The sequence below is a fragment of the Flavobacterium sp. CECT 9288 genome (assembly GCF_918731615.1).
Lineage (GTDB): Bacteria > Bacteroidota > Bacteroidia > Flavobacteriales > Flavobacteriaceae > Flavobacterium.
Map to the genome: position 1 here is coordinate 689,924 of NZ_OU957226.1, position 20,294 is coordinate 710,217.

The 20,294-nt window shown below is 37.7% G+C and carries 11 protein-coding genes; 5 read left to right on the forward strand and 6 right to left on the reverse strand.

Annotated elements, in window-relative coordinates; all coding sequences use genetic code 11:
- Positions 1-75: 75 nt before the first annotated feature.
- The 5 genes from LQ189_RS03140 (at position 76) to LQ189_RS03160 (ending at position 10,471) form a co-directional block, all read left to right on the forward strand.
- Positions 76-1,533 (forward strand): DUF3945 domain-containing protein, encoded by a 1,458-nt coding sequence (locus LQ189_RS03140; protein WP_230154259.1) that lies wholly within the window; start codon positions 76-78, stop codon positions 1,531-1,533.
- 6 nt (positions 1,534-1,539) lie between these two features.
- A complete protein-coding gene (locus LQ189_RS03145) occupies positions 1,540-3,636 on the forward strand; it encodes a type IA DNA topoisomerase (protein WP_230154261.1) in 2,097 nt (698 codons plus the stop codon).
- Positions 3,626-4,507, forward strand: a complete 882-nt coding sequence (locus LQ189_RS03150) for an ORF6N domain-containing protein (protein WP_092908428.1) — start codon at positions 3,626-3,628, stop codon at positions 4,505-4,507. Before LQ189_RS03145 ends, LQ189_RS03150 begins: the two co-directional genes overlap by 11 nt.
- 146 nt (positions 4,508-4,653) lie before the next feature.
- Entirely contained in the window at positions 4,654-5,088 is a 435-nt protein-coding gene (locus LQ189_RS03155; RefSeq protein WP_230154263.1) for a DUF1896 domain-containing protein, read from the forward strand.
- On the forward strand, positions 5,075-10,471 hold the full coding sequence (locus LQ189_RS03160) for an N-6 DNA methylase (RefSeq protein ID WP_230154264.1): 5,397 nt from the start codon (positions 5,075-5,077) through the stop codon (positions 10,469-10,471). The genes LQ189_RS03155 and LQ189_RS03160 overlap by 14 nt, the downstream gene beginning before the upstream one ends.
- Positions 10,472-10,480: 9 nt before the next feature.
- Here the strand turns inward: LQ189_RS03160 and LQ189_RS03165 are convergent, their stop codons facing one another.
- The 6 genes from LQ189_RS03165 to LQ189_RS03190 form a co-directional block, all read right to left on the reverse strand.
- Positions 10,481-11,305, reverse strand: coding sequence for an RteC domain-containing protein (locus LQ189_RS03165; protein ID WP_230154266.1), 825 nt, complete (start codon positions 11,303-11,305; stop codon positions 10,481-10,483).
- 80 nt (positions 11,306-11,385) lie between these two features.
- Complete coding sequence (locus LQ189_RS03170) at positions 11,386-13,422, reverse strand: heavy metal translocating P-type ATPase (RefSeq protein ID WP_230154267.1); 2,037 nt, start codon at positions 13,420-13,422, stop codon at positions 11,386-11,388.
- On the reverse strand, positions 13,422-14,021 hold the full coding sequence (locus tag LQ189_RS03175; protein ID WP_230154269.1) for an isoprenylcysteine carboxylmethyltransferase family protein: 600 nt from the start codon (positions 14,019-14,021) through the stop codon (positions 13,422-13,424). Before LQ189_RS03175 ends, LQ189_RS03170 begins: the two co-directional genes overlap by 1 nt.
- Before the next feature lie 185 nt (positions 14,022-14,206).
- The gene (locus tag LQ189_RS03180; protein ID WP_230154270.1) at positions 14,207-14,542 is read right to left on the reverse strand and encodes a YnfA family protein; all 336 of its coding nucleotides are present in this window, start codon (positions 14,540-14,542) and stop codon (positions 14,207-14,209) included.
- A 36-nt stretch (positions 14,543-14,578) separates the two neighbouring features.
- Positions 14,579-15,844, reverse strand: coding sequence for an efflux RND transporter periplasmic adaptor subunit (locus tag LQ189_RS03185; RefSeq protein WP_230154272.1), 1,266 nt, complete (start codon positions 15,842-15,844; stop codon positions 14,579-14,581).
- 6 nt (positions 15,845-15,850) lie between these two features.
- Positions 15,851-20,218, reverse strand: a complete 4,368-nt coding sequence (locus LQ189_RS03190; RefSeq protein ID WP_230154274.1) for a CusA/CzcA family heavy metal efflux RND transporter — start codon at positions 20,216-20,218, stop codon at positions 15,851-15,853.
- Between the last annotated feature and the right edge of the window lie 76 nt (positions 20,219-20,294).

Below are 20,294 nucleotides of genomic sequence, written 5' to 3' on the forward strand. Positions count from 1 at the left end.
CTTTGAATGCCACTTAGTGCAATGCAGTAAACGCTTCTTTTATTTTCGGCATTGAAATCTTAAAATTTTCAGATTATGAGCGAAGAAACTACAAATAAGCAAGAAGAGCCCGAACAATTATCGGACATATTGTTGGTGCTGGATAAAGAAAAAATGAAAATCCAAGCTGTAAAAAGCATCGACAAAAACGGGAAAATGGAAACCGTTGATCCCACAAAAAAGAACCAAAGCGAATTTATGCGGGTGGACAAACAGGGTGATTTGATTTCTAATTTCTTCTCAAATTTTTACAGACAGCTAAAAGATCCTACCAAATTTACATTCTTCAAAGTACCAGCCGATAAAGCTTTAGAGAAAGCAAAAGAATTTCAAAAACAGGTAGATCATCCTACTCCAAAAGGCGAAAAACAAATGAAAAAAGACGAAGTAAAAGTTGAGCCTGAACATAAACAAGAAAATCAAAATAATATGGAAACAACACAAAAAGCACCGGAAAATAACGAATACCGTTACAAGCCGGAACAAATTGATTGGGAAACAATGAACAACCTTGGATTAGGCAAAGAACGCCTTGAAAAAATGAACCTACTTGAACCTTTATTGAAAGGTTTTAAAACCAATGAATTGGTACCCGTAAGCCTAAATCTCGGCACTGCCGTTACCCGAATGGATGCCCGTCTTTCCTTGCAACACAATGACGAAGGTAAGGTAGTGGTCGCCATTCACGGTATCCGTAAAGAACCGAACTTAAACTTTGAGTTCTTTGGACACAAGTTTACTGATGAAGACAAGAAAAACTTACTGGATGCAGGAAATATGGGACGTGTGGTTGATTTGAAAAACCCCAAAACAGGCGAAACCATTCCGTCAATTATTAGTGTGGATAGGTTAACCAATGAATTGATTGCACTGAAAATAGAATACATAAAAATACCCGATGAAATAAAAGGCATAAAACTGAATGATGAGCAAAAACAAACTTTAATGGACGGCAAACCACTTCATTTAGAGGGAATGATTTCTAAGAAGGGAACTGAGTTTGAAGCTACGGTTCAATTCAATGCAGACAAACGCTATGTTGAATTTCTGTTCGATAGAGGCAATATTAATCAGCAAACGCAAAGCAACGGACAAAATAATCAGCAAAATAATTTGCAGGAAGTTCCGAGAACTTTTAGAGGTAAGGAATTGGATAATGAGCAATATGATAAGTTCAAAGCGGGTCAGACTATTTACATCAATGGCTTGACAGATAAGCAAGGTAAGCCGTATCAAGGTTATATCACGCTGAATAAGGAAACCAACAAAACCAATTTTTCTTTTCAAAATCCCGATAAACTCAAAGAACAAGCGAAACCTACCGAAGCTCATAAAACGCAAACTGCGGTTAATTCGGATGGTAAAACCAATGAAGCAACAAAGAATATCAAAGAGCCTTTGCAACCGAAACAACAAACGCCAAAAGATAAAAAACAGCAAGAGCAACAGGAAAAACCTCAAGCACCTGCTAAATCTAAAGGCAGAAAAATGTAGTAAATTATGAAAGCAATAATTGCAGAAAAACCAAGCGTAGCAAGAGAAATAGCCGGCTTGTTGGGTGCTTCCGAAAAAAAGGATGGCTATCTGACAGGCAACGGCTATTGTGTTACGTGGGCGTTTGGACACCTAATTGGATTAGGAATGCCCGAAGATTACGGAATATCAGGTTTTCAGAAAGCTTCGCTTCCGATACTTCCTAACCCATTTTTATTAACCGTTCGTAAAGTAAAAAAGGACAAAAGTTATGTAGCTGATACAGGTGCATTAAAGCAATTGAAAATAATTGAGCAAGTATTTAATCGGTGCGATAGTATTATTGTAGCTACTGATGCAGGTCGTGAAGGCGAACTCATCTTTCGGTACATTTACGAATACCTCAAATGCAACAAACCTTTTCAAAGATTATGGATAAGTTCATTAACTGAAAAAGCCATTAAACAAGGTTTTGATAACCTCAAAAACGGAAAAGAATTTGACGGATTGTATCAATCTGCACAAGGCAGAAGCCGTGCCGATTGGCTTGTAGGAATTAATGCTACGCAGGCATTGAGCATTGTTGCAGGAAATGGGATTTATTCGCTCGGAAGAGTGCAAACACCAACACTTGCCTTGATTTGCAAACGTTATCTCGACAACAAGAAATTCTCAATAAAGAAATATTATCAGATACAATTGTTGCATCACAAAGAAATGATTGGTTTTAAAAGTGTTTCCACAACCAAATGGGAAGATAAAAAGCTGGCAGACGATACATTGCGAACCATCGAAAGAAACAATAATATGGTAACGGTCACGTCCATAGAAATCAAAAGCGTAACGGAACAACCGCCTTTGCTTTTTGACTTGACAGGTTTGCAAAAAGAAGCCAATAAAAAGCTAAACCTTTCTGCCGAAGAAACGCTGAACATTGCCCAAAGCCTTTACGAAAAGAAATTCATCACTTATCCTCGTACCGGAAGCAAATATATTCCCGAAGATATGTGGGCTGAAATCCCCAATCTTGTAAGAGCATTACAGGACCGTGAAAACTGCAAACAAGCCTTGTCTAAAATAAAATGGGGACGTTTCAATAAACGCATCGTGAACGATTTGCGTGTAACCGACCATCACGCATTATTGATTACCGAAAAAATTCCATCGGCATTAAATGCAAAAGAAAATGCAGTTTACGATATGATTGCTTTTCGACTGTTGGAAGCGATTTCTCAAGCTTGTACGAAAGAGATTACCGACGTTGCTTTACGAGCTATACATTATGATTTTACTGCAAAAGGTTGTAAGATAACCGAACCAGGTTGGCGCTCGATAAAAGGAAGTTTCGCAGATGATGACACCGAACCTTTGCAGGATTTACCCGAACTGAAAAAGGGCGATGAACTTAAAATAAAAGAAGCCTCGGTTTTGGAAAAACAAACTAAACCGCCTGCATTATATACTGAAGCTGGGCTTTTATCAGCTATGGAAACTGCCGGAAAGGGGATAGAAAATGAAGAAGAACGTAAAGCTCTGCAAAATATAGGCATTGGCACACCTGCAACACGGGCATCAATAATTGAAACATTGTTTACCCGAAATTATATCCAACGGGAAAAGAAATCTTTAATCCCGACTGAAAAAGGATTGCAGGTTTATGAGTTAGTCAAAGACCAAAAAATTGCGGATGTGGCTATGACTGCCGAATGGGAACTTGCTTTGCAGAAAATTGAAAACAACGAAGCTGATGCCGAAGCATTTCAAAAGGAAATGGAAACGTATGCAAAATCTATTACGAATGAATTGTTGCAAACTACCATTGCCCACGAAAACCTGCCTCAACTTATTTGCCCAAAATGTAAAACCCAGCAACTGATTATTAGAGATAAGATTGTTAAATGCCCTGATGAAGTTTGTAACTGGGTACAGTTCCGCAATGTTTGTGGCCTACAAATCAGCATTGCTGATATTGAAAGCCTCGTCAATAAAGGCAAAACGGCTCTGCTTAAAGGGATGAAAAGCAAAGCTGGAAAAAAATTCGATGCTTATATAGTGTTGAATGAGGATTACAAAACCTCTTTTGAATTTGAAAAAAACAAAAGCTATAAACGTAATGGAAAATAAGCCTAGCATTAGCACAATGGAAATCAAAAACCTGATTTATTCCCTACGTGGAAAACAAGTAATGCGGGATAGCGACCTCGCTTCCTTATACCAAGTGGAAACAAAGAACCTTAACAAAGCCGTAAAAAGAAATATTGAAAGATTTCCTGCTTCTTTTTGCTTTCAACTGACCGAAGAGGAAGTTGAAAACTTGAGGTTCCAAATTGGAACCTCAAGTTTGAGCTACGGCGGAAGGCGTTATTTGCCTTATGTTTTTACTGAACAAGGTATTGCAATGGCTTCTGCCATACTCCGTTCGGATATTGCCGTTAAAGTCAGTGTAGAAATTATGGAAGCCTTTGTAGAAATGCGTAGGATGCTCATCAGCAATGCTTCGCTTTTTCATCGTTTGGATAAGATTGAACTAAAACAATTAGAAGCTGACCAAAAATTTGAAGATATTTTTAAGGCTTTGGAAAGCGACAAACTGCAAAGTGAAAGAGGTGTTTTCTATGATGGTCAAATTTTCGATGCTTATACTTTTGTATCGGATATTATCCGAAGTGCCAAAAGTTCTATTATCCTGCTTGATAATTATGTGGATGACACGATATTGATCTTATTGGGCAAACGGAATAATAATGTAACCGCAACAATCTATACCAAAAGCATCAGCAATCAGTTACGTCTGGATTTACAACGGTACAACAGCCAATATCCTCCCATTGAAATTGAGATTTTCTCCGATGCCCACGACCGCTTTTTAATTATTGACGATACGGAGCTTTACCATATTGGAGCATCACTAAAAGACCTGGGCAAAAAATGGTTTGCCTTTTCGAGAATGGATATTGAAGTCGGCAGGATGCTTCAAATCTTAAAAAAACCATAGAACGAACATCTGAATATTCAGAGGTTTTTTTATTGTCCATTACGACAAATCCTACCTTCTAAAGCCAAACCCTACCACTTTTTTAATGGCTTTTACTTCCTTCTTTAATTTTAGACATCAAGCAAAATTCTAAACAAAATTAAAGTATGGATACACAAAAAGACCTTTCGTATTTCAGATTACGATTACAAGAATTATTAAACACCAGTTTCCCCGAAAAAGCAAACGACCAAAAATTCATAAACCAGCGTTCCTCTTGGGCTACCAATGCCTATGAAGGTGCTTTTCAATCGGGAAATGATATTGAAAAATGTAACGAAATAGCCAATTATATTCTTTTCGATGGTTTACATTTTTCCAAGTTCGATACCGTATTTCAGGTGGTTTGTAATGAGTTCGACACCATAATGGCAGATGAAGAATTGCGACCATTTGCTTTAAAAATGTTCCGTGTTTGTGAACCTATTTTCTCCAACTATGAACTAACTGATGACTTCGCTTATGGTTATGAGTATGACCAGCTCTACACCGAAATAACCGGAACCATCGCAATATGGATAGCGGAAAATGGGCTTCAGTAAAAAGCAACATCTCCAACAAAACATTGATGCCCTGCGAATTGCTTTTAAACTGGAAAAGGAGAAACAACAAGCCACCGTAGGCGAAAGACTGCTAATGATGCAATACAGCGGATTTGGCGGTCTTAAATTCGTATTGAACCCCATAGAAAATGAAATAGACATCAATAATTGGCGAAAAACTGAACATGATTTATTTCCACTTACACAGGAGCTCCACCAACTATTAAAAGAAAATTCCGAAGACGAAAAGCAATACCGCAGGTATGTGGACAGTATGAAAAGTTCGGTGCTGACGGCTTTTTATACACCGCCACAGGTTATAGATGCAATTTCTTCAACATTGAGTGATAGCGGTTTGAACATTCAAAAATTCCTTGAACCTTCCGCAGGTATCGGCTCTTTCATACAATCCTTTTCCGAAAACCAGCAACCCAATGTAACTGCTTATGAAAAGGATTTGCTTACAGGAAAGATTTTAAAACAGCTTTATCCACAAAGCAATATCCGTGTAAGTGGTTTTGAGGAAATACCCGAAAAGGAACAAAACACTTATGATGTAATTGCAAGTAATATCCCTTTTGGCGATACTTCCATATTTGATCTTTCGTATTCCCGAAGTAAGGACGAAGCAAAAATACAGGCATCCCGAAGCATCCACAATTATTTTTTTTTAAAAGGAACGGATATGCTACGTGATGGTGGCTTGTTGGCATTTGTTACCTCGCAGGGTATTCTAAATAGCCCAAAAAACGAACCGATACGCAGGGGGTTGATGCAGAATAGTAATCTGGTTTCGGTTGTTAGATTGCCAAATAATCTGTTTACTGAATATGCAGGTACAGACGTTGGAAGCGACCTGATTATCCTGCAAAAAAATACGGCAAAACAAAGTTTGACCGAAGTGGAAGAACTGTTTTGCCAAAGTAATACAACAGAATATAATACACCAAACAATGCTTTTTTTCAGGATAGCACAAGAATTGTTCATACAGATAGAAAATTAGACACCGACCCTTATGGAAAACCAGCCTTAATTTATACGCATAAAGAAGGCGTTACCGGCATTACCAAAGACCTTAAAAAAATGCTTTCAGAAGATTTTGAAAATCATCTGAATTTGAGTTTATACAAAGGCGAGCCGAACATACAAATTCCAATTACAACAACTGTTACAGCTCCCATTGTAGAGCCTATAACGATTAAACCAACACCTGTAACCATTCAGGAAAATCCAAATGAATTAAAACAATTAAGCATTTTCGACTTGTTTGAAAATGTGGACGAACCAGTAGCGGTTATTGCTCCACCAAAAAAAGGTACTCAAACTCAAAGGCAAACTTCCAAGAAGCGAAGAGCCAATATTGTTCGCCAAGCAGACTTGTTCAGTTCGGCGATACAACCACCTTATATCCCTCCAATTTCAAATGGAAATACCAATGGAAATACTTCAACTGTCAGCAAAAAAGAGGAAGTTATCGGCGACCTGTTTTCGGGCTTAAACGGAAATGGTCAGGCTCAAAAGCAAACCGTTGTCAGTACCATTCCCGAACCTGCTCTATACAGCAAAGGATTACAATCATTTCATCGAAGTGATTGTCTTGTTATAGATAATGGTTGGGTTGGTCATTTGCAAGATGTTGATAAAAATGGAGCAACGGCAATGTTCCATCCCTTGCAATTACCATCATTGCAGAAAGTAAGAGCCGAAGCCTACATTTCAGTAAGAGATAGCTATCTCGATTTGTATCAAAAGGAAGCCGAAAAGCAAAACGAACATATAGTAGAAAGGGAAACGCTGAATAATTTGTATGATGTTTTTGTAAAAAGATATGGCAATCTGAACAGTGCCGAAAATATCAAATTGATTAAAACAGACAGTGCAGGGAAAGAAATTCCTTATCTGGAACGTGTAGTTGGTGGTGTGGTGCATAAGGCGGATATATTCAGTCGTCCCGTTACTTTTTCTACTACCATTTTAGCAACAGACAATCCCGATGAGGCTTTAGCATCATCACTGAACAAATACGGCAAGGTGGATTTGTATTATATGTCCGAAATCAGCAGTATGCCTGCCGATGCTTTGAAAGAAGCTCTACACGGGCGTATTTTCTATAATCCTTTACAAAAGGAATATGATATAGCCGAACGATGGATTGCTGGAAATATAGTAGAGAAATCTGAAGAGGTCAAAGCCTATCTTGAAAGTAGTCCCAATGATGCAGAAGCCAAAGTAAGTCTTACGGTTTTGGAAGAAGCCAAACCAAGACGCATTGAGTTTGAAGAACTGGATTTCAATCTCGGCGAACGCTGGATACCCACAGGGATTTATGCCCGTTTTGCTTCGCACTTGTTTGATACGGAAGTCAATATCCATTATTCCGAAAGTTCGGATGATTTTTCGGTAAAGTGCAACCAAAAGAATGTGCATATATGGGATAAATATGCCGTAAAATCAGAGAGTAGAAACTTTGATGGGATTGCTTTGCTCAAACACGCACTCGTAAATACCACACCAGACATTACCAAAAAAATCAAGGTTGGTGACCAAGAAGTCAAGGTCAGGGATATGGAAGCCGTACAGGTGGCGAATACCAAGATTGACGAAATCCGCACTGCCTTTTCTGATTGGCTTTACGCCCAAAGTGATGAATTTAAAAATAGGTTGACTGACCAGTATAACAACACATTCAACTGTTTTGTACGACCGAATTATGATGGAAGCCATCAGGAATTTCCGGGTTTGGATAGAAAATCATTAGGTATTGAAGACTTGTATTCGAGCCAGAAAGATACTGTTTGGATGATAAAGCTGAACAACGGTGCTATTTGCGACCACGAAGTTGGTGCTGGAAAAACATTGGTAATGTGTACGGCTTCACAAGAAATGAAGCGTTTAGGTTTGGCACACAAACCGATGATTATCGGGCTAAAAAGTAACGTTCACGAAATTGCAGAAGCTTACAGATCCGCCTATCCACACGCAAAAATTCTCTACCCTGGCAAAGAAGATTTTACGCCCAAAAAACGCTTGCGGATTTTCGGGGATATTAAAAACAACGATTGGGATTGTGTGATATTAACCCACGACCAGTTTGGCATGATACCGCAATCGCCCGAAATGCAAAAGGAAATTCTCGAAATTGAATTAGACAGTGTAGAGCGAAATCTCGATGCTCTAAAATCAGAAGGCAGTGAAGTTACACGAGGGATGCTTGCGGGTGCTATCAAACGGAAAGAAAATCTTGAGGTAAAACTGAAAACCCTGCAACACGATATTGATAACAGAAAGGATGATGTAGTGGACTTCAAAATGATGGGCATCGACCATTTGTTTGTGGACGAAAGCCATCAATTCAAAAATTTGATGTTCAACACACGCCACACAAGGGTTGCAGGATTGGGAAATGTAGATGGAAGCCAAAAAGCAATGAACATGCTTTTTGCAATTCGAACCATTCAAGACAAAATACAAGCGGATATGGGTGCGACTTTCCTTTCCGGAACAACAATCAGTAATTCACTTACAGAATTGTACCTTTTGTTCAAATACCTGAGACCAAGAGCGTTGGAAAAGCAAGGAATTAACTGCTTCGATGCGTGGTCTGCTATTTATGCAAGAAAAACTACGGATTATGAATTCTCGGTTGCCAACAATATTGTAGCAAAAGAACGTTTCCGATACTTTATTAAAGTGCCAGAATTGGCACAATTCTACTCTGAAATTACAGATTACAGAACGGCAAAAGATATTGGTATTGACCGCCCTGAAAAGAACGAAATACTGTATAACATTCCACCAACACCCGACCAGACAGCATTTATCCAAAATCTGATGGATTTTGCAAAATCGGGTAATGCGACTTTGCTGGGAAGAGCACCTTTATCGCAACGAGAAGAAAAAGCAAAAATGCTTATCGCTACCGACTATGCCCGAAAAATGTCTTTAGATATGCGAATGGTTGGCGGTAGATATGATGACCATCCCGACAATAAAGCATCCCATTGTGCGACAAACATTGCGAAATATTACAACAAATTCAATGCACAGAAAGGTACACAGTTTATCTTTTCCGACCTCGGCACCTACAAGCCTGGCGAATGGAATGTATATTCTGAAATAAAACGCAAACTTGTGGAAAATCACGGTATTCCGGCACACGAAGTCCGTTTTATACAGGAAGCCAAAAACGATAACCAGCGTAAAGGACTTATCAAGGATATGAATGAGGGTAAAATTCGTGTGATTTTTGGTTCTACAAGTATGCTTGGAACTGGTGTAAATGCACAGAAAAAAGCAGTTGCCGTTCATCATTTAGATACGCCTTGGCGACCAAGCGACCTTACCCAAAGGGATGGAAGAGCAATACGAAAGGGTAATGAAATTGCCAAGTATTTCGCAAACAATAAAGTGGATGTAATTATTTATGCTACAGAAAAATCGTTGGATAGCTATAAGTTCAATCTTTTGTACAACAAACAACTTTTTATAGACCAACTTAAAACTAATAACCTTGGCAAACGTACTATTGATGAAGGAAGTATGGACGAAAAATCGGGAATGAACTTTTCGGAATATGTAGCTATCCTTTCGGGAAATACCGACCTTTTGGATAAAGCGAAAATTGAAAAACAAGTTGCAGGACTGGAAAGCGAAAAGCAAGCTTTCAACCGTTCCAAAGTCAGTTCTAAATATAAACTGGAAGATGTTACTTCTACGTTGGAAAGTGCCCAATCTCGTTTGGAACGGATGAGTCTCGATTGGAATAATCTGCAACAACGCATACAGAAAAATTCGGACGATACAATTGCAAACCCTGTTTTATTGGATGGTTTATCGCTCAATGCGGATATAAAACAGATTGGTGCAAAACTCAATCAGATTGCAGACAAATCCCGTACAGGAGGTCAGTATGAAGAAATAGGTGCTTTATATGGATTTACGTTGTTGGTTAAAACCGAAATATCCGAAAAAGAAGGCGTGGACATAAGAGTAAATCGCTTTTTGGTGCAGGGCGAAGGCAATATCAAATACACTTATAACAATGGAATCATTGCCAGCGATGCAAAATTGGCAACAATGAACTTTCTCAATGCATTGGAAAAAATCCCTGGCTATATCGAGCAAGAACAAAAGAAAGTTACGGAACTGAAAAAAGATGTACCTATACTTCAGGAAATAGTTAAAGGTACGTGGACAAAGGAAAATAGATTAAGCGAATTGAAAACAGAATTGGCTTCTATTGATAGAAAAATACAGTTATCTATTGCTCCAGAACCTAAAAATGAACCTGCGGAACAAATTGAAAAAAGGAAAGAAACTTCAATAGTTTCGGAGAGTATTGTACGGACAAAAGGCATTCATTTACAACGAGGTATATTGTAACTGCGTTGCTTATATTTCGTCCTGTTCATCCATTTTTTTAATCAATGCATCTCGGAGGCTGTCAAGGAACTTTGTTCGGTTTATCTTCCGGGATTTAAGTTCCATGAACGTATGATAGAAATCACCTAAGTCAATATTAAAGGTTCTTTCAAAAGTTTTGGAGATAAGCTTTATGTCAACATTTCCGTTTTCAAATACGCCTAATGAATATAATGCGTAAATCAATTCGGTTAATGCTGTTTTGTTACCAGTCCAGTTTAAAGGAGATTCATGAGAAATCTTATTATAGTTTTTAGTATTCAATTGGTTTTCAATGTAAACTTGTATCAAATCATTAGCGATGATTTTAGCTACTTTATAATCGTGAGATGTAGAGAAGCTTTGGTCCGTTTCAAAATAAATTGTGTCCAACCATAGTTTTATATCGTGTTTGCCACGAACAAAAAATCTTTCGTCAAGAAAGGAGTTATTACTGCGGTAATATTTATAAAAATCAATGTTATTGTCAAAGAACCCTTTGAGTTTTTTTAGTTCTTTGTTAAGATATTTTCTGATTGGTTTTGCTCCATAAGGCTTTTTCGCCTCAATTTTATATATGGCATTGTAGTAAATAAGTTTTGAAACAATAATAGGCTTCTTATGTTTGAAAAAGTGGATTTCTTCGTCAATATTTTGAAATCCACTTTTTAAAATATGTTCCTTTACTTCAGATAAGCATTCAACGATAAGATGTATAATGGTTTCTATCCCCTGTATCGAAGAATCAGCTTCAATCTCCAGCTGATTGATTGTTGTTTCCAATTTTAAAAGGATTTCGGTATAAAATTTATTCATTCGTTTTATTTTGAAGTCTTAAAATTTGGTTACTAATAAAAATACCTAAATTTGTTAGGTTTTATTGTTCATACTATTCTTTAAAATTTCATCCGTTGTATGCGTACAGCGTTTAAAATTGCCAATAATGCAACTCCCACATCAGCAAAAACGGCTTCCCACATTGTGGCTAAACCACCTGCTCCAAGAACTAAAACAATTCCTTTTACACCGAATGACAATGCAATATTTTGCCAAACAATTTTTTTAGTCTGCTTGCCTATATTTATTGCCATTGGTATTTTACTGGGATTGTCATCTTGTATAACCACATCAGCTGTTTCAATTGTGGCATCGCTACCCAAACCACCCATTGCTATACCTACATCACTTAATGCTACCACAGGTGCGTCATTTACGCCATCTCCAACAAATGCTACTGTTTCATTTTTAGCTTTTATCTCTTTTACTTTATTAACCTTGTCTTCGGGCAATAAGTCGCCAAAGTAATTTTTAATCCTTAATTTATCGGCAACAAATTTTACTACTGTGCTTTTATCCCCGCTTAACATTGTAGTTTTTACGCCTAATGCATGTAGTTTGTCAATGGTTAGTTGTGCATCTTCTTTTATACTGTCAGCTATGGTAATATAGCCTGCAAATTTTCCATCGTAAGCAATGGCAATTAAAGTGTAAACAATTGTGGATGGATCTAAATCATAATCAATATCAAACTTATCCATCAACTTAAAATTTCCTGCCAATAATTCCTTTCCGTTTACAGTAGCTTTTAAGCCATGACCAGCAATTTCTTCTGTATTTTCTAATTTTATGGAATTATCAATTTCGCCCACATATTGTTGAATAGCAGTAGCAACAGGATGTGTGCTTTGACTTTCTAAAGCACTGACTATTTTAAGAATTTCATCTTTATTAAATTCAGATTTTATTACAACTTCCTGTACTTTAAAAACACCTTCGGTCATTGTACCGGTTTTGTCCATTACTACATTTTGAATACTGGCAATTACATCTAAAAAGTTGCTTCCTTTAAACAAAATTCCATTTTTTGAAGCGGCACCAATTCCTCCAAAATAACCTAAGGGAATACTGATGACCAAAGCACAGGGACAAGAAATAACCAAAAATACCAATGCTCTGTACAACCATTGACTAAATACATAATCGCTCACAAAAAAATATGGAACTATTGTAATTAGCACAGCCAACAACACGACAATCGGTGTGTAGATTTTAGCAAATTTGCGGATGAATAATTCTGTTGGTGCTTTTTGTGCTGTGGCATTTTGTACCAATTCTAGAATTTTAGAAAGCTTGCTATCTGTATAAGCCGTAGTAACTTTTACCTGGGCAACAGTATTTAAGTTAATCATTCCTGCCAATACGGTTTCGCCTTTATTTTTGGTGTCGGGCTTGCTTTCTCCGGTAAGTGCAGCGGTGTTAAATGAAGAAGTTTCGGATAATAATTCTCCATCCAAGCCTAATTTTTCTCCGGGTTTTAACTGGATAATATCGCCAATGTTTACAGTTTCTGCTTTTACCGTTTTTGCCTGATTATTTTCTAAAACAGTTACTTCATCAGGTCTTTGGTCTAGCAAGGATTTAATATTTGCCTTAGCTCTTGTTACTGCCAATGTCTGAAATACTTCGCCAACGGCATAAAACAACATTACAGCAACACCTTCGGGATATTCGCCAATGGCAAAAGCTCCAATGGTGGCAATGCTCATCAATAAAAACTCTGAAAATACATCACCTTTTCGGATGCTTTCGAAGGCTTCTTTGATTACCGGTAGTCCAACAGGTGCATACGCAACCACATACCAAACAATTCTTACCAAACCTGTGAACCAAGATTGAGGAAACCAATTATCTAAAGCAATAGCGATTATTAATAATGCGAAACTGATGATGGCGGGTAAAAACATTTGAAAGGTAGATTTATCAGTACTTCCGTGGTTGTGACCATCATCGTCGGTATGTTCGTGGTTGTGCCCATCATCATCGTGATGTTTTTCCAATAGCTTTACAGCATTGGCATCGGTATATATTTTTTCTTCCTGGGGTGTGCAGCAAAGTTGTTTGCCTTGTGCATCATATTTATGTTTGTGTTCCATTATAGTAATCTTTTAGTAGTCTTTTTGTAAGATAAATATTCTTCTCCGTGTTGTTTTTCTAAAAATTCTTCTTCCAATCTTATCTGAATTTGGATAACGAAGTAAGTGGATAGCATCAGGAAAAATGTAACAGCATTTGGCAGTATGAAAAATATACCTGTAACGCTGATTATCATTCCTAAAAAAATCGGGTTTCTGCTATAAGAAAACAAGCCTTTGGTTACCAGTTCTGTTTTATTATTTTCATCTATACCGATACGCCAACTATTACTCATTTGATATTGGGCTACCGAAATCCAGAGTAGTGAAAGGTGTATTAGAGTTAACCCTATTATCAAAAATACCTCTTTCATTAAATAAGAAATTGGCACTAAATATTGATATGCTCTATCACCCAATGCATAAATAAATACTGTCATAAAAAGTAATGCTATCAATACTTTCATCACAAAACCGATGTAATCGTGGGCATTGTCTGTTTTGCCAAATGTTATCGGATTGATACTAGTTTGCTTATAGGTGCGGTATGACGGTAGCACAAAAGCCACCGCTATATACAACACCAAATACAAAGGCAAATAAAATTTTAGCCAAATCATAGTTTCTATTTTTTTAATGTTTGTGAAAGCCTGTATTACTCAGTTTTGCGTTTACAAAAAATGATTTTTTTATAAGAACATTTTTTGTAATTGGAACTGCATTTATTTTCCTTTTCATTAGTTTCTGGAGATGATGCAGGCAACTTTGTGCGGCATCATTTTGTTAACTTTTATAGCACTTATATTTAAAATTTCCTTGGCATAAATAGCATTATCGCTATGCCTATAGATATAATTATTGCACCTATTATATCAAACTTATCTGGTTTAAAATTGTCAACTTTCCACGCCCATAATAATGCCATCACAATAAAAATACCCCCATATACAACGTAGGCTTTTCCAAAAGTAGCAGATTGCAAAGTCATCACGTATCCGTAGAGAGCAAGAATTATTGCTCCTAAAATGCCATACCAGATTGGCTTCCCCTCTTTGAGCCAAATCCAAACAAGGTAGCCTCCGCCAATTTCGCAAAGACCAGCCAATACAAAAAATACAATAGTTTTAATAATTGGTGTCATAATATTTATAGAAAAAAAATAGTTGTAAACATATGGTTAATGTTCGTGCCCACCCGTATTGCTCAGTTTTGCGTTTACAAAAAATGCTCCTTTTACCACAATTTTTGCATCGGCAGGAATTTCGTTTACAAAGGTTACCGCTGTGTAACCCATATCAGATACGCCTTTGAGTACTTCTACTTTTTCAAAATTCATACCGTTTTTATGTTCCGTTTCTTCTCCCTCTTTATGCTCGTGTGCTTCTTCGCCTTCTTGGTGGTGTTCTTCTGCTTCTTTGTCGGTTTGTACAAAAACATAGTATTTGCCATCAGCGTTTACAATAGCATCATTGGGAACAGCCGGAGTAGTTACCTTGTTTAGGCTTACAATACCAGTGATATTCATTCCATCAATTAAGCCATTTTTATTTCCATTTACACGGCAGTGTACCGCAATGGTTTTACTCTCGTTTTCAAACGATGAACCAATACTGAAAACCATAGCATCATACTCTGTAGTGGGATTATTGGTTAATGTAAAATGAATGATTTGCCCCACTTTTACCTGCGGCAAATCTTTTTCAAAAACCTGTAAATCTAAATGCAATGAACTGTTGTCAACGACTTCAATTACAGGAGAAGAAACGTCCACATAGCTTCCTATTGTAGCGAAGACATTACTGACTGTTCCGTTTAACGGACTTGTTACTACTAATGCCGATTTCAGATTATTATTCGATACCGACCCGGGATTGATGCCCATTAATTGTATCTGCTGTTGTAAGGAAGCTCTTCGGGTCCGTAGATTGTTCAATTCAGCTTCCGCATTTTGCAGGTTCTTCTTTGCACCTGCATTTCCTTCAAACAATTCTTTTTGCCTGCGGTATTCCTGATCGGCAAAAGTCATTTTACTGGCTGTACTCAAGTATTCTTCCTGTAATTGTATGAATTGCGGATTGGCAATAGTGGCGATGACCTGACCTTTTCTTACATAATCGCCAATTTGCACTTTAAGCGTTTTTATTACCCCACCATACAAAGAGGTAGCATTGGCTTTGTAATTATTAGGAACTCGTAAATTTCCATTTGCTTTGATGGTTGCGGTCAATTCCTTATGCTCTACAGCCCCTAATTGTATACCTACAGTTTTTATTTGTTCTGCTGTAAGCGTAGCGATGTTAGAAGGTCCTTCCTCATGCTGTTCTTCTGCTTTGGTTTCAGACGTTTTTTCATCGGCTTGTTTATTATTGTTGCAGGCGGAAAACAGAAGCGTTAAAACAACTATCCCTGCAATAGACTTGATTTTATTTATACTGATTTTCATTTTTGCTTATTGATTGATGAATGAATAAATGGTGATAACTGACTGGTTTACCTGCTGAATGCTTTTCAGGTAATTCAATTGTATGTCGGATGCAGTTTGCAATGCAAATAGATATTCTACATAGCTGATGTCGCCTGTCTTATAGCCTAACTGTGCCGCTGATACAATTTGTTTGGCATTAGGCAATGCCTTCTGCTGAAAATAATTATACTGCTGCTTATCCTGTTGATACTGTAGTAAAGCATTTTGCATTTGTGTGGTTAATGATATCTGCTGCTGTCGTGCAATGGCTTCTGCTGCCTGTTTTTTATAATCTAATGATTGTATCCTCGCTTTGGTAGCGCCGAATGTTATCGGAATTGCAATTCCAATATTTATAGCACTAAAGCGGTTGCCTGCATTAAAATATTTCTCTGTCCCATTTACATTCTGAAAACCAATTAAAGACTGATTTGTATAGCCAAAGGTAAAATCGGGCAGGCCTTGTGAACGTTCTACTTTCTTGCTTTTTTCCGCGATAAGCGCATCCTGATACAAAGAACGAATGGCAGGATGACTAGATACTACGGAGCTATCCATTAAATTACTTATTTGTAATGGTTGGAATGCTCCGCTTTCTGTGATTGTAAAATCTTCTTTGGTGTTCATCAGCGTTTGCATATTTGTGTAGGCGTTGGTTAAATACACCTCATTTTGCTTCAGCAATAAATTAATTTCACCTTGTTTGACTTCGGCAGTGCTGATCTCCACTTTTTTGATATCGCCTGTTTGATAACGTAGCTGTGCTATCCTGATGAAATCATTATAAAGGCTATCCAATTGCTGCAATTGTTTTTGATTTTGCTGTAAGTACAGTATTTGATAATAATAGGTCCTGACCTGGGTTTTCAACTCCAGCACAGTAAGATTTTTCTGTATTTCCTTTCCTTTTATTTCAGCATTGATCAATTGCTTTTTTGATCCGAACAGGCTTGGGAAAGGGATGGTCTGTGCCACCTGAAAAGACTGGTCGAATTGGATGCTATTGTATTGACCTAACTGTGCATTAACATCAAGTTTGGGTAATTCCCCCGCGGTTTTTTTCAAAGCCTGGCTTGCCTTGATCTCAAAATCTCCGGCTTTTACCTGTGAATTGTTTTCAAGAGCTATTTGTATGGCTTCATCTACAGATAAGGTTCTTTTTGTCTGGGCATTTGATGTAAAGCCTATTGATGACAGGAACAAGAAAATAATTATAGCGACGGGTTTCATTTGGGGTTTTATTTTTAAATCAATTTTCGAATTGAAAATGATATACAATAATGGCAATACAAATAATGTAAGGAATGTTGCCGTAACCAAACCACCAATTACAACGGTTGCTAAAGGTTTTTGCACTTCTGCACCGGCACTGCTACTTAATGCCATTGGTAAAAATCCTAAACTTGCTACAGTTGCCGTCATTAAAACCGGCCGTAAGCGAATTTTAGTGCCTTCAATTACACGTTTTATTACATCTGTCCAACCTTCTTTTTCCAACTGGTTGAAAGTGCCTATCAAGACTATTCCGTTTAAAACGGCAACACCAAATAAGGCAATAAAGCCGATACCCGCACTGATGCTAAAGGGCATGCCACGAAGCAAAAGTGCCAATACGCCACCAATGGCACTCATTGGGATGGCTGTAAATATAAGGCCTGCCTGTTTGAAGGAATGGAAAGTAAAATAGAGCAATACAAAAATCAAAAGCAATGAAACCGGGACCGCTATCATTAACCTGCTACTAGCTTTCTGTAGGTTTTCGAACTGTCCGCCGTAAGTAAAATAGTAGCCTGAAGGTAGTTTAATCTCTTTGCTTAATTTTTGCTGGATTTCCTGCACTACACTTTGCACATCACGTCCCGAAACATTGAACCCGATTACAATTCTGCGTTTTCCTGCTTCACGGCTTATTTGTGCCGGGCCTAATTTGTAATCAATTGTGGCTAATTGCGATAACGGAATTTGGTTTCCGGTTGGTGTGGCTATCATCAGATTCTTTACATCATCGATACTGCTGCGATAGGTGCTGTCCAGCCGTACTACCAAATCGAATCTTCTTTCGTTTTCAAAAACTACCCCTGCACTTTTACCCGCAAATGCGGTGCTTACCACATTGTTTACATCTTCTACATTAAGCCCGTAATTGGCAATACGTAAACGATCATATTCTATATTAATTTGAGGTAAGCCACTCACACGTTCCACCTGTGGGGCAGTAGCACCATTTACACTTTGGATTACTTTGCTCACCTTTTCAGCATTTAGCGCAAGGGTGTCTAAATTTTCTCCAAATATTTTTACTGCCACATCTTGCCTGATACCTGTCATTAGTTCATTAAAACGCATTTGTATAGGTTGGTTTTTCTCAAAAAACACGCCCGGTATTGCTTCTAATTTTTCATTGATGGCATCTGCCAATTCATTATAAGTTCTGCCGCTTTTCCATTCACTTTGAGGCTTCAGCAATATCATCATATCGGTAGCTTCCGGTGGCATCGGGTCGGTAGGTACTTCTGCTGCCCCTGTCTTTCCTACTACCATTTTTACTTCGTCAAATTGTTTTACTATTCTTGACGCCTGCATAGAGGTTTCAATACTTTGGCTTAGCGAACTGCCTTGTGGTAAAATGCAGTGAAAAGCAAAATCGCCTTCCTGTAATTGTGGTATAAACTCGCCGCCCATTCTGCTAAACAGGAAAAGACTAAAGCCAAATACGGCAACTGTAATGCCAACTAACCAATATTTAATATTGATGGCTTTTTCTAATAATGGCTGATATTTTCTTTGCAGCCAATTCATCATTCTGTCCGAGAATGTTTCTTTGTGTGACGCTTTTTTTGAAAGAAATAAAGCGCACATCATCGGAATATAGGTTAGGGACAATATTAAAGCACCGAAAATCGCAAAGCCCACAGTTTGAGCCATTGGACGGAACATTTTACCTTCAACACCTACCAATGTAAGTATAGGAATGTAAACAATCAAGATAATAATTTCTCCGAAAGCGGCACTGCTACGAATTTTAGAAGCAGATGCAAATACTTCATTATCCATTTCCTGTTGGGTGAGTTTATGGACTGATTTACGAAGCCCCAGATGATGCAAGGTTGCTTCTACAATAATTACCGCACCATCTACAATTAATCCAAAATCTATTGCTCCCAAACTCATTAAATTGGCACTTACGCCAAACACATTCATTAAAGCCAATGCAAACAACATCGCCAAAGGAATAGCGGATGCTACAATCAATCCTGCCCTAAAATTTCCTAAGAAAATCACCAATACAAAAATGACAATCAGTGCGCCTTCTATCAGGTTCTTTTCAACGGTACTCATAGCTCTGTCAACCAAATCTGTACGGTCTAAATAGGGTTCAATAATAATATCTTCGGGTAATGATTTTTGAATAACCGGCAATTTCTCTTTGATTCGGTTTACCACTTCGTTGCTGTTTTCGCCTTTTAACATCATTACCACTCCACCAACAGCATCGATCTTTCCGTTGTAGGTCATAGCTCCATACCTTACCGCACTCCCGAACCTTACCTCTGCAACATCTTTTATAAAAATAGGAATACTTCCTGTGTCATCTTTAATGCTGATATTCTTTACATCTTCTAACGAAGTTACCAAGCCAATACCACGGATGAAGTACGCATTTGGCTTTTTATCGATGTAAGCACCGCCGGTATTCTGATTGTTTTTTTCTAATGCAGTAAAAATATCGGTAACACTTACCCCCATTGCTTTTAAACGATTTGGGTTTACTGATACTTCATATTGTTTTAGCTCACCACCAAAACTGTTTATTTCGGCAATCCCGGGTGTACCATACAATTGTCTTGCTACAATCCAATCCTGCATGGTGCGAAGATCCTTTGCATTGTATTTATTTTCACTGCCTTTTTGGGGATGGATGATGTATTGATAGACTTCTCCCAATCCGGTACTTACTGGTGCAAGTTCTGGCTTGCCAATACCTTTAGGTATATTTTCCTCTGCTTCTTTTAGTTTTTCATTGATAAGCTGACGGGCAAAATAAATGTCTACTTTATCTTTAAATACTACTGTAATTACCGATAAGCCAAATCTTGAAATACTCCTTGTTTCTTCTATATCTGGAATATTGGCAATGCTTTGCTCAATAGGGAAGGTTACTAATTGTTCTACTTCTTGCCCTGCCAATGTAGGGCAAACCGTAATTATTTGCACCTGATTATTAGTAATATCGGGTACGGCATCAATGGGTAGTTTTGTGGCACTCCACACTCCCCAAATGATGAGTAACAAGGTCATTATCCCAATGACGAGCTTGTTCTGAATACTAAATTTTATAATGTTATCTAACACGTGTATCTGTTTAATTTTTTGATAAATAAATTATTGCCTCTTGCCATAAGAAGCCAACAGATAATCAAATAACTAT

Coding starts and splice junctions, on each gene's coding strand:
- LQ189_RS03140 (WP_230154259.1), top strand. CDS start 76: ATGAGCGAAGAAACTACAAATAAGCAAGAAGAGCCCGAACAATTATCG.
- LQ189_RS03145 (WP_230154261.1), top strand. CDS start 1,540: ATGAAAGCAATAATTGCAGAAAAACCAAGCGTAGCAAGAGAAATAGCC.
- LQ189_RS03150 (WP_092908428.1), top strand. CDS start 3,626: ATGGAAAATAAGCCTAGCATTAGCACAATGGAAATCAAAAACCTGATT.
- LQ189_RS03155 (WP_230154263.1), top strand. CDS start 4,654: ATGGATACACAAAAAGACCTTTCGTATTTCAGATTACGATTACAAGAA.
- LQ189_RS03160 (WP_230154264.1), top strand. CDS start 5,075: ATGGGCTTCAGTAAAAAGCAACATCTCCAACAAAACATTGATGCCCTG.
- LQ189_RS03165 (WP_230154266.1), bottom strand. CDS start 11,305: ATGAATAAATTTTATACCGAAATCCTTTTAAAATTGGAAACAACAATC.
- LQ189_RS03170 (WP_230154267.1), bottom strand. CDS start 13,422: ATGGAACACAAACATAAATATGATGCACAAGGCAAACAACTTTGCTGC.
- LQ189_RS03175 (WP_230154269.1), bottom strand. CDS start 14,021: ATGATTTGGCTAAAATTTTATTTGCCTTTGTATTTGGTGTTGTATATA.
- LQ189_RS03180 (WP_230154270.1), bottom strand. CDS start 14,542: ATGACACCAATTATTAAAACTATTGTATTTTTTGTATTGGCTGGTCTT.
- LQ189_RS03185 (WP_230154272.1), bottom strand. CDS start 15,844: ATGAAAATCAGTATAAATAAAATCAAGTCTATTGCAGGGATAGTTGTT.